This window comes from Altererythrobacter sp. BO-6 (assembly GCF_011047315.1).
In the GTDB taxonomy this organism is placed as follows: Bacteria; Pseudomonadota; Alphaproteobacteria; order Sphingomonadales; family Sphingomonadaceae; genus Erythrobacter.
This window is the reverse complement of record NZ_CP049259.1, coordinates 2,902,273-2,925,392: the sequence shown is the minus strand read 5'-3', so window position 1 is coordinate 2,925,392 and position 23,120 is coordinate 2,902,273. Positions and strand designations below refer to the sequence as shown.

The 23,120-nt window shown below is 64.3% G+C and carries 20 protein-coding genes; 11 read left to right on the top strand and 9 right to left on the bottom strand.

What is annotated here, in order from left to right; translation table 11 throughout:
* Positions 1-2: 2 nt before the first annotated feature.
* Together G6N82_RS14270 and G6N82_RS14265 are read right to left on the bottom strand one after the other, a co-directional pair.
* The gene (locus tag G6N82_RS14270) at positions 3-968 is read right to left on the bottom strand and encodes an iron ABC transporter permease (RefSeq protein ID WP_165197562.1); all 966 of its coding nucleotides are present in this window, start codon (positions 966-968) and stop codon (positions 3-5) included.
* Entirely contained in the window at positions 965-1,840 is an 876-nt protein-coding gene (locus tag G6N82_RS14265) for an ABC transporter substrate-binding protein (RefSeq protein ID WP_165197560.1), read from the bottom strand. The genes G6N82_RS14270 and G6N82_RS14265 overlap by 4 nt, the downstream gene beginning before the upstream one ends.
* Positions 1,841-2,010: 170 nt before the next feature.
* Between G6N82_RS14265 and G6N82_RS14260 the strand changes: the two genes are divergently transcribed.
* The 8 genes from G6N82_RS14260 to G6N82_RS14225 all read left to right on the top strand — a co-directional run bounded on the left by G6N82_RS14260 (position 2,011) and on the right by G6N82_RS14225 (position 13,005).
* Positions 2,011-2,334: a hypothetical protein gene (locus G6N82_RS14260; RefSeq protein ID WP_165197558.1), complete on the top strand. Its 324-nt coding sequence runs from the start codon at positions 2,011-2,013 to the stop codon at positions 2,332-2,334.
* A 139-nt stretch (positions 2,335-2,473) separates the two neighbouring features.
* Positions 2,474-4,396 (top strand): EAL domain-containing protein, encoded by a 1,923-nt coding sequence (locus G6N82_RS14255; RefSeq protein WP_241255125.1) that lies wholly within the window; start codon positions 2,474-2,476, stop codon positions 4,394-4,396.
* A gap of 273 nt (positions 4,397-4,669) precedes the next feature.
* Positions 4,670-5,632, top strand: a complete 963-nt coding sequence (gene mdh, locus G6N82_RS14250) for a malate dehydrogenase (protein ID WP_165197554.1) — start codon at positions 4,670-4,672, stop codon at positions 5,630-5,632.
* A gap of 35 nt (positions 5,633-5,667) precedes the next feature.
* Positions 5,668-6,558 (top strand): succinate--CoA ligase subunit alpha, encoded by an 891-nt coding sequence (sucD, locus tag G6N82_RS14245; protein ID WP_165197552.1) that lies wholly within the window; start codon positions 5,668-5,670, stop codon positions 6,556-6,558.
* A gap of 28 nt (positions 6,559-6,586) precedes the next feature.
* Positions 6,587-9,424, top strand: a complete 2,838-nt coding sequence (locus G6N82_RS14240; protein ID WP_165197550.1) for a 2-oxoglutarate dehydrogenase E1 component — start codon at positions 6,587-6,589, stop codon at positions 9,422-9,424.
* Between the two features lie 12 nt (positions 9,425-9,436).
* Entirely contained in the window at positions 9,437-10,660 is a 1,224-nt protein-coding gene (gene odhB, locus G6N82_RS14235; protein ID WP_165197548.1) for a 2-oxoglutarate dehydrogenase complex dihydrolipoyllysine-residue succinyltransferase, read from the top strand.
* Between the two features lie 101 nt (positions 10,661-10,761).
* Positions 10,762-12,159 (top strand): dihydrolipoyl dehydrogenase, encoded by a 1,398-nt coding sequence (lpdA, locus tag G6N82_RS14230; RefSeq protein ID WP_165197546.1) that lies wholly within the window; start codon positions 10,762-10,764, stop codon positions 12,157-12,159.
* Positions 12,160-12,174: 15 nt separating this feature from the next.
* Entirely contained in the window at positions 12,175-13,005 is an 831-nt protein-coding gene (locus G6N82_RS14225) for a hypothetical protein (protein ID WP_165197544.1), read from the top strand.
* Here the strand turns inward: G6N82_RS14225 and G6N82_RS14220 are convergent.
* The gene (locus tag G6N82_RS14220; RefSeq protein ID WP_165197542.1) at positions 12,987-14,660 is read right to left on the bottom strand and encodes a hypothetical protein; all 1,674 of its coding nucleotides are present in this window, start codon (positions 14,658-14,660) and stop codon (positions 12,987-12,989) included. The two genes, G6N82_RS14225 and G6N82_RS14220, sit on opposite strands and share 19 nt — an antisense overlap.
* Positions 14,661-14,792: 132 nt before the next feature.
* Here G6N82_RS14220 and G6N82_RS14215 point away from each other — a divergent pair, with 132 nt between their 5' ends.
* The 3 genes from G6N82_RS14215 to G6N82_RS14205 are packed head-to-tail and all read left to right on the top strand — an operon-like array spanning position 14,793 to position 17,464.
* The gene (locus tag G6N82_RS14215; RefSeq protein ID WP_165197540.1) at positions 14,793-16,136 is read left to right on the top strand and encodes an amidase family protein; all 1,344 of its coding nucleotides are present in this window, start codon (positions 14,793-14,795) and stop codon (positions 16,134-16,136) included.
* A gap of 3 nt (positions 16,137-16,139) precedes the next feature.
* A complete protein-coding gene (locus tag G6N82_RS14210) occupies positions 16,140-16,829 on the top strand; it encodes a PepSY domain-containing protein (protein ID WP_165197538.1) in 690 nt (229 codons plus the stop codon).
* The gene (locus G6N82_RS14205; protein ID WP_165197536.1) at positions 16,826-17,464 is read left to right on the top strand and encodes a trimeric intracellular cation channel family protein; all 639 of its coding nucleotides are present in this window, start codon (positions 16,826-16,828) and stop codon (positions 17,462-17,464) included. Before G6N82_RS14210 ends, G6N82_RS14205 begins: the two co-directional genes overlap by 4 nt.
* A 9-nt stretch (positions 17,465-17,473) precedes the next feature.
* On the opposite strand, the gene G6N82_RS14900 is transcribed toward G6N82_RS14205, so the two are convergent.
* From G6N82_RS14900 to rplQ, 6 genes are all read right to left on the bottom strand, one after another.
* Positions 17,474-18,226 (bottom strand): hypothetical protein, encoded by a 753-nt coding sequence (locus G6N82_RS14900; RefSeq protein ID WP_206520235.1) that lies wholly within the window; start codon positions 18,224-18,226, stop codon positions 17,474-17,476.
* Between the two features lie 107 nt (positions 18,227-18,333).
* On the bottom strand, positions 18,334-18,918 hold the full coding sequence (locus tag G6N82_RS14195) for a hypothetical protein (RefSeq protein WP_241255124.1): 585 nt from the start codon (positions 18,916-18,918) through the stop codon (positions 18,334-18,336).
* A 115-nt stretch (positions 18,919-19,033) separates the two neighbouring features.
* Entirely contained in the window at positions 19,034-20,236 is a 1,203-nt protein-coding gene (locus tag G6N82_RS15340; protein WP_346773741.1) for a prolyl oligopeptidase family serine peptidase, read from the bottom strand.
* Entirely contained in the window at positions 20,130-21,185 is a 1,056-nt protein-coding gene (locus tag G6N82_RS15335; protein ID WP_346773740.1) for a hypothetical protein, read from the bottom strand. Before G6N82_RS15335 ends, G6N82_RS15340 begins: the two co-directional genes overlap by 107 nt.
* Positions 21,186-21,201: 16 nt before the next feature.
* Entirely contained in the window at positions 21,202-22,575 is a 1,374-nt protein-coding gene (locus tag G6N82_RS14185; protein ID WP_165197534.1) for a serine hydrolase, read from the bottom strand.
* Between the two features lie 86 nt (positions 22,576-22,661).
* A complete protein-coding gene (rplQ, locus tag G6N82_RS14180; RefSeq protein WP_165197532.1) occupies positions 22,662-23,081 on the bottom strand; it encodes a 50S ribosomal protein L17 in 420 nt (139 codons plus the stop codon).
* Between the last annotated feature and the right edge of the window lie 39 nt (positions 23,082-23,120).

The window sequence follows — 23,120 nt, the reverse complement described above, 5'->3', positions numbered from 1 at the left end:
CATCACAGCCGCCCCCGTCGCATCTTCAGCAGCAGCCACAGGAAGAACGGTGCGCCGAGCAGGCTGAGCGCAATCCCCAGCCGCAGCTCGGTCACCAGGGGCAGGATCCGCACGATACTGTCAGCGGCGAGCACCAGGCAGGCCCCAGCCAGCGCGCTGGGCAGGATCAGGCTGGACGGCAGCCGGTCCGTCAGCGGGCGGACGAGGTGCGGCACGATCAGCCCGACGAAGCCGATGATCCCGGCCACGGCCACGCTGGCGCCGACCGTCAGGCCTACACCGCCCACCAGCAAAGCCAGCAGCACACCTGGGCGCACGCCCAGCGAACGCGCCGCCGCCTCGCCCAGCGTCAGCGCGTCAAGCGGGCGTGATGCCAGCGCCAGCAGCGCGATTCCGGCGGCAACCAGTGGCGCCGCTAGCGCGACTTCGCGCCAGCTGCGATCGGTCAGCGCGCCGTTGAGCCACAGCACGATCTCGCTCATCGCAAACGCACTGGGGGCGAGCGTGATCGCCAGCGCGGTGAGCGCGCCGGCCAGGCTCGCGATCATCAGGCCAGCCAGGGTGAACAGCGCAATCCCGCCGGTGCGCCCGGCGATCAGCGCCAACAGCGCCATGCCGAGTGCCGCACCCGCCAGCGCCATCAGCGGCAAGAGCCAGGGGCCAGCCGAAAGGCCTAACCACAGGCTCGCGACCGCGCCCAGCGCTGCCATCGGGGCGATCCCGAATAGGCCCGGATCGGCCAGCGGATTGCGCAGGTAGCCCTGCATAGCGGCGCCCGCCGCCCCCAGCCCCGCGCCGATCACCACTGCCAGCAGCGCGCGCGGCAGTCGCAGCTCCATCAGGATAAGTACGGAATTGGGGCCGCTGCCGGCAACATCGAACGGATCGATCCATACCCGCCCGGCCAGCAGCGAAAGCGGCAGCAACGCCATCAGTAACGCGGCAAAGAGAAGCGCGGCGCGGTTCATGTGGCACTGTCCCTGATCGCCGCCAGCCGCTCCGCCGCGCGGATCATGCTCGGCCCGCCGCAATAGATGAGCGAGGGATCGAAGCTGGCGATCCGCGTGCCGTGCAATTGCTGCAGCGCGGGATGGCGCTGGGCCGGCGCGTCGCCTGCCACCAGCAGGACATCTGGCGGGTTCGCCAGCACTTGTTCGAGCGACAGGTAATCGGCCTGCCCCATCCCCAGGGCCGCGCTCTGGCTGGCAAAGCCGGTGTGCCGCATCAGCGCGCTCACCAGTGTCGCCTCACCCGGGACGATCTGGCCCGGTTGCCAGAGTACGGCGCTGAGAGCGGGCTCGTCAGGGTATGCCCCGGTTACCGCCAGCGCGGCCTTGATCTCGGCGACAAGCGCCTCACCGGATGCCTCACGCCCTGCCAGCCGGGCGATCTCGCGCAATTGGGCAATACTCGCATCAGGCGTGGCCGCTATCCCGAAGGTAGCCACTTCCACCCCCAGATCCTCCAGCGCCGTCCGGGTCGCAGGCGGCAGGAAACTCGACGCCAGCACCAGGTCCGGATCGAGCGCCAGCACTTCTTCCACCGTGCCGCCGGTCGTGCGATAGCGCGCCGCGACGCCTGCCGGGATCGAGCTTGCCGCCGGATCGCGGCTGTAATGCGAAATCGCCAGCAACTGGTCCGGCGCGGCCAGTTCCACCAGCACCGCATCGATGCAGGGGTTGAGGCTGACAATGCGCGGGAATTCCGCCTCCGCGCTGTCATCCCGCTCAGGCGCAGCGGCACAGCCCGCCAGCGCCAGCGACGCAGCCGCCAGCAACGCGCGCGCAAGCTTTCCGGGCCGCCCAATCCCGATGCGTGCCGTGGTGCATTTCGATCCCATTCATCGCCCGCGATAAAGGCCGCGCTGCCATGCTGCAAGCGCACTTGCGGTAGCTCGCCACTTCGAAAAACAGCGCAAACGACCGGTTAACCTTCTCGCAGAACCAAGCTTTAGGCTGGCTGCGCTATAACGGCCGTTCTTCAACGATAACGCCCCCGAGGTCGCACCAAATGCAATCCAATTCCGAAGCTGCACGCAAGCTGCGGCAAGGCCCGCTTGCGCGCGCACTAGCTGTGCACGCACCGCTCCACTCGGCCAATGACAATGCCGAGAGCGGTGCCAGCGAGGCCATGCTGGAAACAGCGCTGCGCCATTTCGCCGTACATGGCCTGGGCGCAGCACATGCTGCGCGGGCAGAGGCCGAGGCGGCGTTCCTGGCCGGCGACCGCGTTGCATGTGACCGGTGGCTGGGCATCTGCCGCCTGCTCGACCGGCGGATGGCGCTGGTTGCCGCGCGCAGCATGGAAGCGGCAGAACGCCCGGCCAGCGCCTGACGGGATCGGTCCTGATACAGCTATTCATTTGATCAGCCGTTTTGGTAAGCAGTGCATTAACCGCTCGGTGACGTCTTTGCGCTAGTGCGCAAAGGTCATGACAGAGACGACAGCCCCCGGCGGTTTTTGGCGCCGCCTAGTGCTCCGCACGAAAACCGACGAATTGTCGGCGCAGGTGCGGCGTACCCTTGTGGCTACGCTCTACGCCCAGCCGTCCAGCCTGGCGATCGGCGCGTTCAACGGCATCGCCTCGTCGGCGATCGCCGCCTGGGTGGCTGGGGTTCCCGAACTTTATGCCGGCTGCATCCTGCTGACGGTGATTGCCATCGCGCGTGTTTTCGCCGCGTTCGAACTTGCCACCAAAGAGCGGGCAATCAGCACGCGCAAGCTAGAGCTCGTCTGGGAAATCGGTGCGTTCAGCTACGCCTTGATCCTGGGAGTCATCACCGCGCTCACGATCGTCCACCAGACTGCCACTGCCGTGCAGGTGCTGATGGTTGCCAATGCGGTCTGCTATGGCGTGGGCATTTGCGCGCGCGATGCCGGGCGGCCGGGCATTGCCTTCGGGCAATTGGTGCTGGTCTTCGCACCGCTCATGGCGGCCGCGCTGGTGATCGGAACTATCCCTTTCATCACCCTGTTCGTGACCATGGCGCTGCTGATCCCGGCGATGTGGTCGATCACATTAAGTGTCTACAAGATCTTGCAGAATTCAATCGCTGCGGCGGAAAACAGCGCGCGCATGGCAGACTCCATGCGCGATCTTGCCCGCACCGACGTGGTGACCGGGCTCGCCAATCGCGCGGGGCTCAACCACGCCATGGTCGAAAGCATGATGGCGATCGAGCCGGGCGCTCACGCTGCGGTTTTCTGGGTCGACCTTGACCGGTTCAAGGAAGTGAACGACCTGCTTGGCCATCCCGCCGGTGACCAGGTGCTGTGCGAAGTGGGCCAGCGCCTGCGCGAGGTCGCCCCTGAAGGTTCCACCGTCGCCCGCTTCGGCGGTGACGAGTTTGTGCTCTATTGCCCGATTGAAGGGCGCAAGCACGCCGAAATGCTGGCAAGCGAAATCCATATCGAAATCATGCGCCCGGTCAGGCTCGACAATTCGCGGCTCGATGTGCGTGCTTCGGTCGGGGTGGCGCTGATGCCCGAAGATGCGGAGGATATAGACACGCTGATGCAGCGCGCCGATGTCGCGCTGTACCATGCCAAGGTCGCGGGCCGATCGCAGACCAGCTTCTATGCGCCGTCGATGAACCGCCACCTTGTGCGCCGCCGCGAAATCGAAGGCGAATTGCGCGCCGCCCTGCTGCGTGACGAGTTGTCGATCTTCTTCCAGCCGCTGGTTGACCTGGAAACGGGCAAGATCCGCGCGTTCGAAGCGCTGGTGCGCTGGTTCCACCCCGAAAAGGGCGAGATGCGGCCCGACGAATTCATTCCGGTGGCCGAGGAATCGGGCGTCATCGTTACGCTGGGCAACTGGATCACCGCGCAGGCCGCGCGCACCGCCGCGCAATGGCCCGAACATGTCAGCGTGGCGGTGAACCTTTCCCCGCTGCAGATCCGCGCACCGGGCGCCGCGCTGGGCATCAGGAACGCGCTGCGCGAAGCCGGGCTCGATCCCAAACGGCTGGAACTGGAAGTTACGGAAAGCCTGTTTATCGAAGACAACCATTCGACGGCGGAGTTCATCGACGAGCTCGCCAGCATCGGGGTGCGCTTCGCACTGGATGACTTCGGCACCGGCTATTCCTCGCTGGGCTATATCAACTCCTTCCCCTTCTCGAAGATCAAGATCGATCGCAGCTTCGTGTCCGGCCCCAATGTCGGCAAGAAAAGCGAAGCGATCATCCGCGCCGTGGCCGAAATGGGCTCGACGCTCGACATGGAAATCGTGGCGGAAGGCATCGAGACTCCCGAGCAGGTCAAGCTGATGCGCGAGGCGGGCTGTACGCTGGGCCAGGGCTATCACTTCAGCCGCCCGGTGCCGGATTACCTGGCCGCCATGTTGCTGGCGCAGGAAGCCGATGAAGGCGTCCCGGTGCGCAAGGCCAGCTGACCGGTTGCGCGGCCCGATCGGGCTGCAGACATTCCCGATTTATCCTGACTTCGCAGCAAAACTGTCAAATTTGGCAGCACTTATTGCTATTGCGAATTGTTTGCGAAAATTCCCTCGGAATAGGGGCAATTCACGGTTGCAATCGCCTTTCGCGGGGCCTAGTCCGACCCACGAAGGGCCGGGCGTTTTCCCGCAGGGACGTTAGGGAACGCGCCATTCGCGGCCAGGACCACGCATGCGTCCCGCGATTTTGAGGAAAGGACCCTCCCCCCAATGGCTCGCAAGAAGATTGCGCTGATCGGCGCCGGCATGATCGGCGGCACCCTCGCCCATTTGGCCGCCAAGCATGAAATGGGCGACATCGTCCTGTTCGACATCGCCGAAGGCATGCCGCAGGGCAAGGCGCTCGACATTGCGCAATGCGGGCCGATCGAAGGGTTCGATGCCAATATCCTTGGCACCAATGACATCGCCGATATCGCCGGTGCGGACGTGATCATCGTCACCGCCGGTGTCGCCCGCAAGCCGGGCATGAGCCGCGACGACCTGCTGGGCATCAACCTGGGCGTGATGAAGTCGGTCGGCGCCGGGATCAAGCAGCATGCCCCCGATGCATTCGTGATCTGCATCACCAACCCGCTCGACGCGATGGTTTGGGCGCTGCGCGAATTTTCCGGCCTGCCGCATAACAAGGTAGTCGGCATGGCGGGCGTGCTGGACTCAGCGCGTTTTGCCACCTTCCTCGCATGGGAATTCGGCGTGAGCGTCAAGGACGTCAACGCTTTCGTCCTTGGCGGCCACGGCGACACCATGGTCCCCGTTACCAACTACACCACCGTGTCGGGCATTCCGGTGGATGACCTCGTCAAGATGGGCCGCTCGACCAAGGAAAAGATCGACGCGATCGTCCAGCGCACCCGCAGCGGCGGCGGCGAGATCGTGGCCCTGCTCAAGACCGGCAGCGCCTATTATGCCCCCGCCACCAGCGCGATCGCCATGGCCGAAGCCTATCTGGGTGACCAGAAGCGCATCCTGCCCGCTGCCGTGCAGCTGACCGGCCAGTATGGCGTGGATGACCTTTATGTCGGCGTACCGGTGGTGATCGGCGCAGGCGGCGCGGAGGAAGTGATCGAGATCGCCCTCGACGACGAAGCCAAGGCCAACTTCCAGGTCAGCGTCGATGCGGTCAAGGAACTGCTCGAAGCGTGCAAGGGCATTGAGCCCTCGCTGGCTTGATCGCTATCCTGTCCAATCTTCTCAGGAGAGACTGAATGTCCATCCTCGTAAACAAAGACACCAAGGTCATCACCCAGGGGATGACCGGCGACACCGGCACCTTCCACACGCAGCAGGCGCTGGCCTATGGCACGCAGATGGTTGCGGGCGTCACCCCCGGAAAGGGCGGCACCGAGCATATTGGCCTGCCGGTCTACGACACGGTCGGCGATGCGAAGAAGGCCACCGGCGCCACCGCTTCGTGCATCTATGTGCCGCCGCCGTTCGCCGCGGACTCGATCCTCGAAGCGATCGATGCCGAGATGGAGCTGATCGTCTGTATCACCGAGGGCATTCCGGTGCTCGACATGGTACGCGTGAAGCGCGCGCTCAGCGGCTCCAAGTCGCGCCTGATCGGCCCGAACTGCCCCGGCGTGCTGACGCCGGGCGAATGCAAGATCGGCATCATGCCCGGTTCGATCTTCAAGAAGGGCAGCGTCGGTGTCGTTTCGCGTTCGGGCACGCTAACCTATGAAGCCGTGCACCAGACCACCATGGTGGGCCTGGGCCAGACTACCGCGGTCGGCATCGGCGGTGACCCGGTCAACGGCACCAATTTCATCGACGTGCTCGACATGTTCCTTTCCGACGACGAAACCAAGTCTATCATCATGATCGGCGAAATCGGTGGCAGCGCCGAGGAAGAAGCCGCCGAATTCATCAAGGAACAGGCGAAGAAAGGCCGCAAGAAGCCGATGGTCGGCTTCATCGCCGGCCGCACCGCCCCTCCGGGCCGCCGCATGGGCCACGCGGGCGCAATCGTCTCGGGCGGCCAGGGCGGCGCGGAAGACAAGATCGCGGCGATGGAAAGCGCAGGCATCCGCGTTTCGCCCTCGCCTTCAGAACTCGGCACCACGCTTGACGCGCTGTTGAAGGAACTCGCCTGACACGCCTCCTCCTCCCCGGAGAATTGTAATGGGTAACGAAAGCCACACCTTCCTCCCCGAACTGGGCGACCAGGACGGCCCGCAACCCGGCCCCAGCTGGGGCAATCCGCGCTGGCTGGAAACGGTCGCGGATGCGGGCGCGGACCTCACTTCCGCGCTCGATCCCACGCAGCTGAAGGCCGCCGTCAAGGAAGCCGCCGCCAAGGCCGGCAAGCCGGTCGATGCGAAGTCGATCGAACAGGCCGCCGCCAATTCGATCAAGGCGATGATGCTGGTGCGGCTCTACCGTGTGCGCGGGCATATGGCAGCCGATCTCGATCCGCTGGGCCTGCACATGCGCGAAGACCCGCAGGACCTCACACTGGAATTCCACGGCTTTGCCAACCAGGAATCGACCGAGGTTTACGTCGGCGGGGTGCTGGGCCTTGAATGGACCACGGTGGGCGAGCTCTACCAGGCCTTGCGTGCGACCTATTGCGGCAAGGTTGGCCTCGAATACATGCACATCGCCGACACGGAAGAGCGGCGCTTCCTGCAGGACAAGTTCGAACGCCCGGGCGAAACGATCCAGTTCACCCCCGAAGGCAAGCGCGCGATCCTGGGCGCGGTGATCCGTGGCGAGCAATATGAGGAATTCCTCGCCAAGAAATATGTCGGCACCAAGCGCTTCGGGCTCGACGGCGGGGAATCGATGATCCCCGCGCTCGAAGCGGTGATCAAATATGGCGGCGCCAATGGCGTGCGCGAGATCATCTACGGCATGGCCCATCGTGGCCGCCTGAACGTGCTCGCGAACGTCATGGGCAAGCCCTACAAGGTGATCTTCCACGAATTCTCCGGCGGCAGCGCCCAGCCTGACGAAGTGGGCGGTTCGGGCGATGTGAAGTACCACCTCGGCACCAGCACCGACCGTGAATTCGACGGGATCGAAGTGCATATGAGCCTGGTGCCCAACCCCTCGCACCTCGAAGCGGTCGATCCGGTGGTGCTGGGCAAGGCGCGGGCGCAACAGGCGATCCGCGACGACTTGAAGAAGCACGAGCAGGTGCTGCCGGTGCTGATCCACGGCGATGCCGCCTTTGCCGGCCAGGGCGTGGTGTGGGAATGCCTCGGCATGTCAGGCGTGCCCGGCTACAACACCGGCGGCTGCCTGCACTTCATCATCAACAACCAGATCGGTTTTACCACCGCGCCCAAGTTCTCGCGCGGGTCGCCCTATCCCAGTGACGTGGCCAAGGGCGTGATGGCGCCGATCCTGCACGTCAATGGCGACGATCCCGAAGCGGTGACCTTTGCCTGCAAGCTGGCGGTCGATTACCGCCAGACCTTCGGCCGCGACATCGTGATCGACATGTGGTGCTATCGCCGGTTCGGCCACAATGAAGGCGACGAGCCCAAGTTCACCCAGCCGCTGATGTATGACGCGATCCGCCAGCACCCCAAGGTGAGCGTGCTCTATGCTGACCGGCTGATCGAGGAAGGCGTGATCCAGAAGGGCTATGCGCCGCAACTGCGCGAGGAATTCATCGCCCAGCTGGACGAGGAATTCGAAGCTGCCAAGAGCTATAAACCGAATGAGGCGGACTGGTTCGGTGGGCGCTGGGCGGGCCTCAACAAGCCGGTCGATCCGGAAGGCGCGCGGCGCAATATCGAAACCGCGATCGAAAAGAAGCTGTTCGACAGCCTGGGCCGCACGCTGACCACCGTCCCTGACGATCTGGAAGCGCACAAGACACTGCGCCGCGTGATCGAAGGTCGTGCTGACATGTTCAAGCAGGGTGACGGGTTTGACTGGGCCACCGCCGAGGCGCTCGCCTTCGGCAGCCTGGTGACCGAAGGCTTCGGCGTGCGCCTGTCAGGGCAGGATTCGGGCCGCGGCACCTTCAGCCAGCGCCATGCGGTGTGGGTCGACCAGAAGACCGAGCGCAAATACATCCCGCTCACCACGCTGCCGCACGGCAAGTTCGAGGTCTATGACAGCCCGCTCAGCGAATATGGCGTGCTCGGCTTCGAATATGGCTTTGCCATGGCCGATCCCAAGACGCTGGTACTGTGGGAAGCGCAGTTTGGCGACTTCGCCAATGGCGCGCAGATCATGATCGACCAGTTCGTCGCCAGCGGCGAAGCCAAATGGCTGCGCGCCAACGGCCTGGTGATGCTGCTGCCGCATGGCTACGAGGGCCAGGGGCCAGAGCACAGCTCGGCGCGGCTCGAACGCTTCCTGCAGTTGTGCGCGAACGACAATATCCAGGTCTGCAACATCACCACACCGGCGAACTACTTCCACGTCCTTCGCCGCCAGATGCTGCGCCCGTTCCGCAAGCCGCTGATCATCATGACGCCCAAGAGCCTGCTGCGCCATCCCAAGGCCAAGAGCAGCGCATCGGAATTCATGGGCGAGCAGCACTTCATGCGGATCAAGTCCGACATGACGGCGATCGATGACAAGAAGGTGCGCCGCCTGGTGCTGTGCAGCGGCAAGGTCGCCTATGACCTGATGGACAAGCGCGACGAGGAAGGGCTGAAGGACGTGTCGATCGTACGGATCGAACAGCTCTATCCCTTCCCCGGAGAAGCACTGAGCGCCCGGCTGAAGCGGATGAGCAAACTCGAAGAGGTCATCTGGTGCCAGGAAGAACCCAAGAACAATGGTGCGTGGTTCTTCGTCGAAAGCCAGATCGAGGAAGCGCTGAGCAATGCCGGGCATGACGGCATGCGGCCGCGCTATGCCGGGCGCGACGCTTCGGCTTCGCCGGCGACCGGCCTCGCCAGCCGCCACCAGGAACAGCAAGAAAGGCTGATCGCCGAAGCACTTGGCCTCGGCAGCGCTCCCAATTCCACCAAGTCCTCCAAAAAGAAGGCCTAAGGAAACAAATACATGGCCACTGAAGTCAAAGTTCCCACCCTGGGTGAATCGGTCAGCGAAGCGACTGTCGGCGAATGGCTCAAGCAGCCCGGTGACGCGGTTGCGGCGGACGAGCCGATCGCCAGCCTCGAAACCGACAAGGTCGCGGTCGACGTGCCCTCGCCCGTTGCCGGCGTGATGGGCGAACACGTGGTTGCCGTAGGCGACACGGTCGAAGTCGGCGCAGTGATCGCGGTAATCGAGGAAGGCAGCGGCGGTGCCGCCGCAAGCAAGCCCGCGGCCGCGAAGGAACCTGCGCCCGCCCCTGCCGCCAAGGAAGAGGCAGCACCGGCTGGCGACGCGGTCACGATGTCGCCTGCAGTGCGCCGCGCCGTGCTGGAACACGGGGTCGATCCGACTACGATCAAGGGCACCGGCAAGGACGGACGCCTGACCAAGGAAGACGTTCTGGCAGCCGCCAAAGCGAAGGAATCGGGCGCACCCGCCCCCTCGCCCGCACCGGCCCCGACACCCGCAGCTGCATCGACTGGTGCGGGCCGCAACAGCGAGCGCGTCAAGATGACGCGGATGCGCCAGACCATCGCCAAGCGGCTCAAGAGCGCGCAGGACAATGCCGCGCTGCTCACCACCTTCAACGATGTCGACATGTCGGCGGTGATCGAGGCGCGCAACAAGTACAAGGACCTGTTCGCCAAGAAGCACGATGTGCGGCTCGGCTTCATGGGCTTCTTCGCCAAGGCCGCGTGCCTGGCGCTGAAGGATGTGCCCGCGGTCAACGCTTATATCGAAGGCGACGAGATCGTCTATCACGACTATGTCGACATTTCGGTAGCGGTTTCCGCCCCGAACGGCCTGGTCGTGCCGGTGGTGCGCGATGCCGACAAGAAGAGCTTCGCGCGGATCGAGAAGGATATCGCCGATTTCGGCCAGCGCGCCAAGGAAGGCACGCTGACTATGGAAGACATGAGCGGCGGCACCTTCACCATAAGTAACGGCGGCGTGTTCGGATCGCTGATGTCGACCCCGATCATCAACCCGCCGCAGTCGGCCGTGCTGGGCCTGCACCGGATCGAGGATCGCCCGGTGGTGGTCGATGGACAGATCGTGATCCGCCCGATGATGTATATCGCGCTCAGCTATGACCACCGCCTGATCGACGGGCGAGAGGCCGTGACCGCGCTGAAGATCATCAAGGAAGCGATCGAAGATCCCACGCGGATGCTGATCGATTTGTGATATCCCCCTACCATCCTTCGTCGTTCCCGCGAACGCGGGAATCCACCGGCGGAGGGTGCAAACTGGATCCCCGCGTGCGCGGGGATGACGTGAGACGAAATATGGCTGAATACGACTACGACGTCCTTGTCATCGGTGCCGGACCCGGCGGCTATGTCGCCGCGATCCGCGCGGCGCAGCTGGGCCTCAAGACTGCCTGTGCCGAAGGCCGCGCAACGCTGGGCGGGACCTGCCTCAACGTCGGCTGCATCCCCTCGAAGGCGATGCTGCACGCTTCGGAGTTTTTCGACGCGGCCGCCAATGGCACGATGGAAAGCATGGGCGTGGAAGTGAAGCCCAAGCTCAACCTCGAAAAGATGCACGCCCAGCGGATCGACGCGGTCGATGGCCTGACCAAGGGCATCGAATTCCTGTTCAAGAAGAACAAGGTCGACTGGAAGAAGGGCTACGCCAGCTTCGTTGACGCGCACACTGTCAAGGTGGGGGGCGAAACCGTCACCGCGAAGGATATCGTGATCGCGACCGGCTCCTCGGTCACTCCGCTGCCCGGCGTCGAGATCGACAATGCCAAGGGCGTGGTGGTCGATTCAACCGGTGCGCTCGAGCTGAAATCCGTGCCCAAGAAAATGGTCGTGATCGGCGGCGGCGTGATCGGGCTGGAGCTCGGCTCGGTCTGGCGGCGGCTTGGCGCGGAAGTCATCTGTGTCGAATTCCTCGACCAGATCCTGCCCGGCATGGACGGCGACGTGCGCAAGGAAGCCAACAAGATCTTCAAGAAGCAAGGGATCACCTTCAAGCTTTCGACCAAGGTCACCGGTGTGACCGTGAAGGGCAAGAAGGCCACGCTGACGCTGGAACCTGCCGCAGGCGGCGCCAGCGAAACGCTGGAGGCCGATTGCGTGCTGGTGTCGATCGGACGCAAACCCAACACCGACGGGCTAGGCCTTGAGAACATCGGCCTTGAAACCAACCAGCGCGGCCAGATCGAAACCGACCACGATTTCCGCACCAAGGTCGATAGTGTCTGGGCGATCGGCGACGTGATCCCCGGCCCGATGCTGGCGCACAAGGCCGAGGACGAAGGCATTGCCGTGGCCGAGAATATCGCCGGCGAAACCGGCATCGTGAATCACGATGTCATCCCCAGCGTGGTCTACACCTGGCCGGAGATTGCCGGCGTGGGCCTGACCGAGGAACAAGCGAAAGAGCGCGGCTCGATCAAGACCAGCAAGTTCCCGATGATGGCCAACAGCCGCGCCAAGACCAATCACGAGCCTGATGGCTTCGTGAAGGTGATCGCGGATGCAGAGACCGATCGCGTGCTCGGCGTCTGGGCGATTGCCAGCGTTGCCGGGACGATGATCGCCGAAGCGGCGGTGGCGATGGAATTCGGCGCCACATCCGAGGACATCGCCTACACCTGCCACGCGCACCCGACCCATGCCGAAGCGATGAAGGAAGCGGCCATGGGCGTGCGGGGCAAACCGATCCATATCTGATCCGGCGCGACGCAGGTGCGGCAGCGGCTGAATGAGCGACTGTCCGCACTGCTCGCGCTGGCCTTGCCGGTGCTGGCCGGGCTGGCGTGGATGGCCTACGCCGGGGCGCCGGTGCACTATCTGGCGATCAATTCAGGCGCGCTGATCGCAGGGCTGGCGCTTGCCGCATTGCTCACCGCTCTTTCAGGGCGAAGGCTCCAGCGCATAATGATCGTCACCCTTCTGGTACTGCTGTTCGTGCCGCTGGCGACCGGGCCCGAGCTGAACGGGATTGCGCGCTGGCTGCCGCTTGGCCCGTTCCAGCTCCATGCCGGGATGCTGGCGCTGCCAACGATCGCCGTACTCGCCGCGCGCGAGCCCGACTATGCGCCGCCAATCCTGCTCGCTGCGGCCTTCGCCGCACTGGTCCAGCCCGATGCCGCGCTGGGTTTCGCGGTGCTGGGCGCCAGTGCGGGGCTCTATTTCGCCAAGCCGAGCTGGAAGCCCGGCGTGGTGGCGGTAATCGCCTTTGTCGCCAGCCTGATCGCGGCGATGCATGGTGAATTGCCTGCACAGCCTTTTGTCGAGCGCGTCCTGGTCGATGCGGCCCGAGTCCAGCCGCTTATGGCGCTCGGCTTGCTGTTCGCCTGGCTGGCCTGTTTCCTGCTGATCCTCAAGGCGGTGCCGATGCCGACCGCAGAGTGTTTCGCGCTGGCGGGCACGCTCGGCGGCTTCATGCTGATGGCGCTGCTGTCGAATTACCCCACCCCGCTGATCGGATACGGCGCCGCGCCGATCCTGGGTTATGCATTGGCGCTGGGACTGGTCGCAAAACCCGCCCGGGCCGCTCACACGCCCTTGGGATAGACCGGCAGGATATCGACCGGGATTTCCTCCATCGCCGCAATCGCCGCTTCGGCATGCTCGTCAAGATGGGCGTAGCGATCGAAGAATGCCTTGGTTCCTTCATAATCGCCCAGCGCCTGCAGCATAAGCTGGTCATGCAGCAAGGCCTTGAGGCCCGCCTCCATCTTCGCAGGGTCGATCACGTAATGGCTTTGCGCGGCATCCCAACGGAACGCGCCTTTCTCCTTGAGATAGCCATATTGCAGCGCGGCACCTTCGCCATGCGCATCGGTCACCCCGAACCGCACCGAGCGAAAGATGCCGGCGAAATAGGTCGGCCACAGCTGGTCTTTCTCGGCGATGGGCAACTCGCCCTTCTCCATCATGAAGACGATGTTCCACACGCCCATCACATCCGCCTTGGCCTCTTCAAGCGCGGAATAGCGGTCCTTCAGCTCGGCGTTGACGGTGGTGGTGCGCCCGTCTTTCACGATCGTGCCCGGCCCAAGGCTGTGCGACAGCTCGTGGAACAGCGTTTCCAGCTGCATGTATTTCTTCACCACCAGCGGCGCTTGGCGCTCGCTCAGCACCAGCCGCCCGATCGGCGCGAGGATGCGGTCATATTTCGCGCCCAGCACGTTCGACAGGATCACCTTCTTCGCGCCCTTGGCCTCGCGAACGCGCTCTTCATTGGGGAGGTTGAAAGCGATGGTCTGGACGCCGGGAACATTGTCGCCGCCGCCCTGGATCTGGTCCGCCACCGCAATCGGGCTGGCAAAGCCGCGCTGGAAATTCTTGTGCTCGTCAGGAATGGGCAGGTTTGCCTCCATGTCGCGGAGGTATCCCTTGTATTTATCGAGCGCGGCGGAGGCTTCGGGGTCCTTGAGCGTCACGAAGCTCTCGAACGCGGTCTTCTTGCCGTAAAGCCGGTCGGTATAGACTTCGTAGGGCCCGATCGCGACTTCGATGGGCGTGCCTTCCAGATCCATCCAGGCCAGCTCGCTTTCGAAATAATCGTCAGAGAGGAAGGCCTTGGCGCGCAGTGACAGGAATTTCTTCAAGCTGGGGTTGGTGGTCACTTGCGAGGCCCGCTCCAACAGCGCGGCAGCCGGCACGAGCCATTCGGCATACGCCTTGGAATATGGCACCGCGACCAGCCGATTTCCTTCACGGCGGACTACCGTGTAATCGCTGGTCAGCGCCGCCGCCTCGTCCGGATGCGCGGCCAGATAGGCATCGAATTCCTCACGGGTCAGGTCGGCGGGATAGAAGCCCGCGCCTTCGGGCATCGGCTCGGTGCCCCAGAACGGATGCAGCTCGGCCAGCTCGTCCCACGGTCCGAAATTGCGATCAAACATGGTCAGCAACAGGTCGCGATCGGCGCGCCGGTTCATCGCCACCGCGCCGCGCGCGCGGTCATAATCGGCGAGCCGCTGGCGCTTGTAGATCTCGCTCATATAGCCCGAAGCTTCGATCAGCAGGTTCACGACCTGGCGTTCCTCGGCCGAGAGATAGCTGGTGTCGGGCGCCATATCGACCACCGCCAGCTTGGCCATCTGCGTCCGCAGGTCATAGTCCGGCTCGGCAGGCGCCGTCACCGCCACCGGCGGCGCTTCCGCAACGCCGGAAACGCAGGCACTGGTTGCAAGCAACAGCGGGAGAAGGGCAAGACGCATGGGGAACCTCGAAGTCCGGGAAGATGCGGCCAGACCTAGCCCTGCAGCGCCCGATTGTCACCACACCCGCACAAATCGCGATTTACTTGTCCCGCAGGCTCGAATTATGACGGGCCCTGAGGGGAGCATTCTTTGGCCTATCCGAAACTGACTGAAAAACCGGGCGTACTGGAGATCGCCGCTGCGATCCGCGCAGGCGAGATGAGCGCGCATGAGGCGGTGGAAGACGCCATCGCCCGGATCGAACATCTCGACGTGCATGTAAACGCCGTTGCGGTGTGCGATTTTGAGCGGGCCATTGCCACCGCCAAGGCGATGGATAAGGCCGGGCCCCGCGCCGACCAGCCGCTGTTCGGCGTGCCGATGACGGTGAAGGAAAGCTTCGACGTGGCCGGCCTGCCCACCACCTATGGCTATGCCGATTGCGCCGATCATATCGCGGCCGAGGATTCGGAAGTGGTCGCCCGGCTGAAGGCGGCCGGCGCAGTGATCGTGGGCAAGACCAATGTGCCCGAAGACCTGACCGACTGGCAGAGCTTCAATGCGGTCTATGGCCGCACCAACAACCCTCACGACCATGCGCGTTCGCCTGGCGGATCCTCGGGCGGATCGGCGGCAGCGGTCGCCAGCGGCATGGTACCGGGCGAGTTCGGCACCGATGTCGGCAGTTCGATCCGCGTACCGGCGCATTTCTGCGGCGTATGGGGGCACCGCACGACCTGGGGCGTAGTCAGCAAGCGCGGGCACCAGTCCCCGCGCGCCCAATCGATTGCGCATGATGGGGCGCTCTCGGTCGCCGGGCCCTTTGCGCGCAATGCCGATGACCTCGCCGCACTGCTGAAGATCGCAGCGCGCCATCCGCTGGCCGTCAGCGGAAAACCGCTGAAGCAGTGCCGCGTGCTGGCACTGCTCGATCATCCGGTCAGTTCGCCCGATGCCAGCGTGCGCGCACCGATCGAGGCCGCGCTTGGCGCGCTGGAAGCGGCGGGCGTGCAAGTGCTGCGCAGCAGCGCCCACTTGCCCGATCTCGCAGCGCAACATGCCGATTACCTCAGGTTGATGAACACCTCGATGGCACGCGGCGCCCCCTCCCCCAATGGCACGCGCGCCACCGCCACCGACTGGTTCGACCTGCTCGACAAGCAAGCACAAAACCAGCGCGCGTGGGAGTTGCTGTTTGCCGAGATCGATTTCGTGCTCGCCCCGCCCGCCCCGGTGCTGGCCGTGCCGCATAGCGAAACTTCGGTGTTCAAGGGAACGCTGACGATAGACGGGGAAGATGTGAAAGGCGCGACCGGGCTCGCCTGGGCGGGCCTGGCGACCTTCCCTGACCTGCCCTCCACCGTGCTGCCCATCGGCGGGAGCACGATCGACGGCGTCGAACTGCCCTGCGGTGTGCAGGTGATCGGGCCGCATCTGGCGGATCTCGACTGTATCGCCGCAGCGCGTGAAATCGACGCGATCGTCAACGGCTGAGCCATGGCCAAACCCCTGATGCAACGCTTTGCCAAATGGCACATCTGGCTTGGCTGGCTGGTGGGTTTCCCGATCCTGATGTGGCTGGTGACCGGCCTGTTCATGGTCTCGCGCCCGATCGAGGAAGTGCGCGGCAACCATCTGCGGATCGAACAGCCTGAACAGCCGCTGGTACTGCCCGGCAGCACGCTGGCCAGTGCCGAATTTCCGATCCGCGAGATGCGCGCGGTGATGCAGGAAGGGCGCGCAGTGGCGATCCTGACCGGCATGGACGGCAGCATACGCCGGGTCGACATGCTCAGCGGCGCGCAGCTGCCCGCACTCACCGCCAGCGATGCCCGCACGCTGGTCGCCGCGCAAATAACGGGCGGCGACGAAGTGCGCAGCGTCACCGCGTTCGAACCGGCCGAGGTGCCGTTCGATTTCCGCCGCGAGATGCCGGTCTGGCAAGTCGTGCTGGAGGATGGCACGCATGTCTATGTCGGGCGCGACAGCGGCCAGATCGAAGCGGTGCGCACCCGCTGGTGGCGCGCGTTCGATTTCATGTGGGGCCTCCACATCATGGATTTGCAGACGCGTGAAGACACCAGCCATCCGGTGCTGATCCTGTTTGCGCTGCTGGGCGTGATCGGCGCGCTGCTGGGCTGCGTCCTGATGTTCCGGCGGCGCAAGGCGCGGATCACAGCGCAATGAACGGGGCGGAGGTCCTGACCCCCGTCCTCGATGTGCTGGACATCCTCGGGCTGGCGATCTTCGCGCTCACCGGCGCGCTGCTGGCCGCCAAACTGCGCCAGACTTTCGTGACCATGGCATTCTTTGCGCTGGTGACGGGCGTGGGTGGCGGCACCGTTCGCGATTTGCTGATCGACGCGCCGGTGTTCTGGATGACCGATCCGTGGGTGGCCCCGGTGTGCCTGGGCACTGCGCTGATCGCATGGTTCACCCCCACCCGCTGGTGGGAGGGCAAGTTTCTCGACTATGCCGACGGCGCGGGGCTTGCCGCTTATGCCGTGCTCGGCAGTGCCAAGGCCTTGAGCTATGGCATTCCGCCGGTGCCCGCCGCGCTGATGGGCGTCATCACCGGCTGTGTCGGCGGGATCATCCGCGATGTGGTGGCCGGGCGCCCGTCGATCATCATGCGGCCCGAACTATATGTCACCGCGGCTGCGGTCACGTCGGTTTTGACGGTTGGCGGCATGGTGCTGGGCCTGGCCAACCCGCTGGTGTGGGGTGCCGCCTGGCTGGCGGGATTTGCGCTGAGGAGCGCCGCGATCCGTTGGCAAATCGCGCTGCCTTCCTACCATGAGGAAGACAGCGCGCCTCGCTGATCAAGCGGTTCAGCCGGTCGGTGCCATGACGTAGCGATCATCCGCTGCGTCGGTTTCGACATCGCCATCAACCGGGCCGCCGGGATAGGCTGGAAGCTTTTCCGCACTGTCTGTTGCAGCGGGTGCGCTGCGATCGACCTGCGCCCAGGCGGCACGGTAACGGTCATCGCTGTGCTGGCGATCCTCGGCCGGGGCCGCCGCAGCCAGCCCACCAGCGAAGTCGACGTCATCGACCCGCCCGTCCTCACCGATGCGGCAGGTGAAGCGATCACCGTTGAAGATCGTGCCGGTCACGCGCCAGCCCTCACCCGTGCGGTCCACACTGTCGACGCTTTCTACGCGCACGTCGCGCTCGATTTCCGCCAGGCACCGGTCAACGGCGCCGTCGATCCCGCGGCCGCTGTTGGAGCGGCGGGTGACCGGGCGATCATCGCGATAGTCGCGATAGCGCACGTCGCGCTCGCGATAGCGGCGATCACGGTTCGAATTCGACGCCGCATTGGCAATCGCGGCGATCCCGCCGATGATGAGCACGCCGGCCAGCACATCCCCGGCATCGACCCGGTGGCGATGGCCGCGATAGCGCCAATAGCGGTGCCGCTCTGCCTTCAGCGAATCCGCATCGAACACTTGCGGAGCCGGAATGGCGGAGGCCGCAACCGGCGAAGCCTTGGGGAGTTCGGCCGCAGCCGAAGGGGTAGCCGCCATCGACAGGGCGGCAAGCGCGCCGCTGAGCGCGGCAAAACGGTTAAGCTGGGCCATCCGGTCCCTCCTGTTTGCGAGCGCCACCACCGCTCAAGTACTAACGGCAAAATTAGGCGGTCCAGGCTTACGCAAGCCTGAACCGCCCGTCTCATGGATTCACGTGGTTAGTCGAGCCCGCGAATGCCGCTGTAATCGATATCGACCACGCGCCCGCGGCGGATTTCGCAAGTGAACTTGCCGCGGTCAAAATCACGATCGCGATAATGGCCGCGCCGGTCATCATAGTTTATCCGGTGGCGATAATCCCCGCGATAGCGATAGTCATCCCGATCGCGATAGCGATCACGATAGCCCCAGCCACGGCCATCCTCGACCACCAGGCGTCCGGAAACTTCCCAGCCGCGCCCTTCGCGATCGACATCGCGGATGTCGGTCACCCGCGCGCGCCTGAACCCGGCCCGGCGGGCATCGCGCTCGACAGCGCGCACGCACTTCTCGACCGCCGAATAGGAATTGCCATGGCCATAGCGGTTGTCGTGATAGCGATAACCGTCGCGGTAGCGATCCTTGCTGGCAGCGCTGGCCACGGCGGCGATCCCGCCGATGATCAGCGCGCCGGCGATCACATCGCCTGCATCGATTCCGTCACGATCGCGGGCCTGCACCGGAGTTGCGCCGGCCAGGGCCATCGCGCCCACCGCTGCGGTTGCGATCCCACCCTTCGCAAACATGCTGGTTGTCTTGCTCATTTGAGGGTCTCCTCATCTGGGCCGTGGCGGGATTGCCCCGGCTGTGAAGAGACAGCTACGCGATTCGCACTGGAGCCTCGCTGAATCGCACTGACAGGATTTGTTCAGTTAAGAACTATTTTTCCTGAACAGGATCGAGGCCGGTAAACTGCGCCAGGAACGCCAGCGCGTCGGCACTTTCGGCGATCGCCTTGTCGGTCGGCTTGCCCGAGCCGTGCCCTGCGCGCGTTTCGATCCGGATCAGCTTCGGCTTGCGGCCCAGCTTCGCCGCTTGCAGCGCGGCGGCGTATTTGAAGCTGTGCGCCGGCACCACACGGTCGTCGGTATCGGCGGTGGTTACCAGCACCGCCGGATATTCCGCCCCGCTGCGGATGTTGTGATAGGGCGAATAGGCGCGCAGGACCTGGAAGTCGTCTTCGCGCTCGGGCGAGCCGAATTCATCGACCCAATACCGCCCGGCGGTGAACCGGTCGAAGCGCAACATGTCCATCACTCCGACCCGCGCGAGTACTGCGCTGAACAGGTCGGGGCGCTGGTTGGTTACAGCGGCGACCAGCAAACCGCCGTTGGAGCCGCCCTGGATCGCCAGCCCGTCGGGCGTGGCATAGCGGTTGGTCTTCAGGAATTCGCCCGCCGCGATGAAATCGTCGAACACGTTCTGCTTGTTCTGGCGGCGCCCGGCGTCATGCCAGGCCTTGCCGTATTCGCCCCCTCCGCGCAGGTTCGCGAGCGCGAACACGCCGCCCGCTTCCAGCCAGGCCATGCGATCCGGGCGAAATTCAGGGGTCAACGAGCGGTTGAACCCGCCATAGCCGAACAGCAACGTGGGTGCGGGCGTATTGCTGTCAGCCAGGGCCTTCTTGCGCACGATGAAGATCGGCACCCGCGTGCCATCCTTGGAAGGATAGAACTTCTGCTCCACGACATAGGCATCCGGATCGAAATTGAGCGCCGGCTGGGCAAAGGGCGCAGTTTCCCCGGTTTCGATGTTCAGGCGATAGATCGACGGCGGGCGATTGAAGCTGGTGTAGCTATAGAATGACTCGGGATTGCCGGGCGCGCCGCGAAACCCGCTCGCCGTGCCCAGCCCCGCCATCTCGATTGCGCCAACCGGCTTGCCCAGCAAGTCGAACAGCACAGCATGGCTTGCCGCATCGCGCAAATATTCGACCACCAGCCGCTTGCCGACGATTGATGCGCCTGAAATCGGGTCATCCGCTTCCGGCACGACCAGCCGCCAGCGCAGGCGCCGCTCGGTGGGATCGACTGCGACGATGCGATATTTCGCCGCGCCGGCGTTGGTGGTGAAATAGAGCACGCCGTCGAGCGATCTCGATCAGCTTCCAGCTGTTTTCGAAACCGGGGACCAGCGTCTTCGTCTTCCAGCGGTTGCGGCCCCGCTGTTTGAGATCGATCAGCGTGATCTCGAACAGGTCGTCGGTGCCGGCAAAGCTGGAGATCACCGCCCAGCGTCCGTCATGCGTGGTGCGCGCCACGTGATCGAGCTGCGGCCGGTCAGGAGTTGCGAAGATCAGCCGGTCCTGTGCCTGCGACTGGCCGATAGCATGGAAATAGAGCGCGTGGTTGTAATTCACCGCCTGGTAGTCCTGGCCATCCTGCGGCGCGGGAAAGCGCGAATAGAGGAAACCCTCGTTGCCGACCCAGGCGATATTGGTGAACTTGGCCCAGCGGATCTCGTCACCCAACTGCTGCCCGGTCGCGACATCGATCACCCGGATGATGCGCCAGTCGGTCCCGCCGTCCTGCACGCTATAGGCGAGCAGTCTGCCATCGGGTGACGGCTCCCACTCGGCCAGCGCGGTTGCGCCGTCGCCCGCCCAGCTGTTGGGATCGAGCAATGGCCGCCGCTGCCCCTCCAGCCCATTCTGTACGTAGAGCACCGACTGGTTCTGCAGCCCGGAATTGCGCGTGTAGAAATAGTTCTCGCCCGCCTTGCGGGGAATGCCGAAGCGCTCGAAATCCTGCAGGCTCGCTATCCGCTGGCGAAACCACTCGCGGGAATCGAGCTGGCCCAGGAATGCATCGGTGACCTGGTTCTGGCGGTCGACCCATTTGGCCACTTCGGGATCGCTGCGCACGTCGTTTTCCAGCCAGCGATAGGGATCGGCGATCTCTTCGCCGAAAATCGTCTCGCTCAAATCCTGCGCATGGGTTTCCGGATATTCGGGCGCAGCCAGCGTATCGGCGGCCAGCGGCGCGGCGCAGAACGCAAGCAGAGCTGGCAAGAGTGCGGCACGCAGGATCATCCGCCTTAATCTGGCGTCACTTGTCGAGCGCGGCAAGCACATCGCGCGTAAATGTCACGATATCGAAGCGCGCACCGGCCGGATCCTCGCCGCGCCGGACGATCACCACATTGCGGCTCGGCACGATCACCACATATTGCCCGCGGTTGCCAATCGCCGCGAAGGTGTCCGTCGGCACGCCGTCCTCCTTGTTCAGCAGCCAGAACCCGGCCCCGTAACCGAAGGTGCCGGTGGCGGGCTGCGGGCCGGAGGGGGTTGTGACATACTCGACCCAGCCTTCAGGCAGGATGCGCTCGCCATTGGGAAGGACCCCATCGTCAAGGTAAAGCTGGCCCAGCTTGGCAAGATCTTCGGCGGTGGCCCAGACCTGGCTTGAGAGCACATTGTTACCTTGCCAGTCGGTCTCGGCCACGGTGTGATGCATGCCGATCTTGGCGAAGAATTCCGCCAGTGGATGGCCCACGAATGTGGCTTCGATTGCTTGCACGGCGGCCAGCGTATCATTGTTGGCGTAGCGATATACCGTGCCCGGCTTGTGGATCAGCGGCCAGTTTTGTGCACGCTCGTCCACCGTCGCCCCGCCCCAATAGAGCGGATCGGTGCGGTTGCCCGGCGTGTCCGAATAGCGGCCAGATGCCATGCGCAAGGCATGGTCGATGGTGATCGCGCGGCGCGGGTCGTTCTCGTCTGCGCCCAATCCGGCTGAAGCGTTGACATCCGCTTCGCCGCGATAGACCGCTGCCCCAACCAGCGTGGCCGCGATGCTCTTGGCAACCGACCATGTGCGCTGGGGTTCGCCGCGACGATCTTCCGCGAAGTCGGCAACACTTGTTCGTCCATCTTTCACAACGATCACAGCGCTGGTGCGGGTGCCTTCTCCGTAATTCTCAGTAAAGGCCGCGCGCCCGGCATCGTAGAGTGCCCCCCCGACTGCCGAATGCATATTGGTATATGGCCGTTCAAACAGGTTCATGTCCCAACGAGACAAGGAGGGTTCGGGAGAGCCTATCGGCAATACCTTGCACCCCTCGCCGATATCATGGCGCGCGTAGCGCGGGGGCATATCGGCAACCCACTGCACTTCGACATGGTTCACACGACCATCGGCTGCGCGTACAATCTCATAGGGCAGGTCGCGTATGATCGGATCAAGCGAGGGATAGATGCCCGTCAGCTCCCACTGATGCACGCTTTCTGGCGTGCGAGTAAGCACTCCCGCGTTGCGTTCAGTATTGGCAATCGCGCTGCACAGCATCAGCGCCTTGTACCCTGCCGCAAGCGCGCGGTCGTAACGGGTATCGAGTGCATCCTGCGCGGATTGGGCGGTGGCGGGGACGGCCCAAAGGCAAACGGCGTGCAGCGCTGTCGCTGCCAGAGACATGCGGATCATGCGCGCGACACTAATCGGCGATGCGCAAAAGAAAAGGGCCGGCGGATTGCTCCCCGGCCCCTTTGACGGTTCAAACGAAGAGCCGCTTACGCGTCTTCGAATTCGTCTTCGTTCATGACCGGGCCCGAATCCTGGCCCTTGGCGTCGGTGTCGCGGTCAACGAATTCGATGATCGCCATCGGGGCGGCGTCCGAAGCGCGGATACCGGCCTTGATGATGCGGGTGTAGCCGCCGTCGCGATCCGAATAGCGCTCGGCCAGAACGTCGAACAGCTTCTTCAGCTGGGTTTCGTCACCCAGGCGGCTCATCGCCAGGCGGCGGTTCGACAGGCCGCCACGCTTTGCCAACGTGATCAGCTTTTCGACATAGGGGCGCAGTTCCTTGGCCTTGGGGACCGTGGTCTGGATCTGCTCGTGCTTCACCAGCGCCGCTGCGAGGTTGCGCAGCAGGGCGTGGCGGTGGCCGGTCTTGCGGCCAAGCTTACGCTGTTTGATACCGTGACGCATTGTATTCTTCCTTCGTTTGTAAGGGGCCCGTGTGAGGTA

Excerpts from the sequence above, each read along its gene's own strand:
- G6N82_RS14270 (WP_165197562.1), bottom strand. The coding sequence starts at position 968 with ATGAACCGCGCCGCGCTTCTCTTTGCCGCGTTACTGATGGCGTTGCTG.
- G6N82_RS14265 (WP_165197560.1), bottom strand. The coding sequence starts at position 1,840 with ATGGGATCGAAATGCACCACGGCACGCATCGGGATTGGGCGGCCCGGA.
- G6N82_RS14260 (WP_165197558.1), top strand. The coding sequence starts at position 2,011 with ATGCAATCCAATTCCGAAGCTGCACGCAAGCTGCGGCAAGGCCCGCTT.
- mdh (WP_165197554.1), top strand. The coding sequence starts at position 4,670 with ATGGCTCGCAAGAAGATTGCGCTGATCGGCGCCGGCATGATCGGCGGC.
- sucD (WP_165197552.1), top strand. The coding sequence starts at position 5,668 with ATGTCCATCCTCGTAAACAAAGACACCAAGGTCATCACCCAGGGGATG.
- G6N82_RS14240 (WP_165197550.1), top strand. The coding sequence starts at position 6,587 with ATGGGTAACGAAAGCCACACCTTCCTCCCCGAACTGGGCGACCAGGAC.
- odhB (WP_165197548.1), top strand. The coding sequence starts at position 9,437 with ATGGCCACTGAAGTCAAAGTTCCCACCCTGGGTGAATCGGTCAGCGAA.
- lpdA (WP_165197546.1), top strand. The coding sequence starts at position 10,762 with ATGGCTGAATACGACTACGACGTCCTTGTCATCGGTGCCGGACCCGGC.
- G6N82_RS14220 (WP_165197542.1), bottom strand. The coding sequence starts at position 14,660 with ATGCGTCTTGCCCTTCTCCCGCTGTTGCTTGCAACCAGTGCCTGCGTT.
- G6N82_RS14210 (WP_165197538.1), top strand. The coding sequence starts at position 16,140 with ATGGCCAAACCCCTGATGCAACGCTTTGCCAAATGGCACATCTGGCTT.
- G6N82_RS14205 (WP_165197536.1), top strand. The coding sequence starts at position 16,826 with ATGAACGGGGCGGAGGTCCTGACCCCCGTCCTCGATGTGCTGGACATC.
- G6N82_RS14900 (WP_206520235.1), bottom strand. The coding sequence starts at position 18,226 with ATGGCCCAGCTTAACCGTTTTGCCGCGCTCAGCGGCGCGCTTGCCGCC.
- G6N82_RS14195 (WP_241255124.1), bottom strand. The coding sequence starts at position 18,918 with ATGAGCAAGACAACCAGCATGTTTGCGAAGGGTGGGATCGCAACCGCA.
- G6N82_RS15335 (WP_346773740.1), bottom strand. The coding sequence starts at position 21,185 with ATGATCCTGCGTGCCGCACTCTTGCCAGCTCTGCTTGCGTTCTGCGCC.
- G6N82_RS14185 (WP_165197534.1), bottom strand. The coding sequence starts at position 22,575 with ATGATCCGCATGTCTCTGGCAGCGACAGCGCTGCACGCCGTTTGCCTT.
- rplQ (WP_165197532.1), bottom strand. The coding sequence starts at position 23,081 with ATGCGTCACGGTATCAAACAGCGTAAGCTTGGCCGCAAGACCGGCCAC.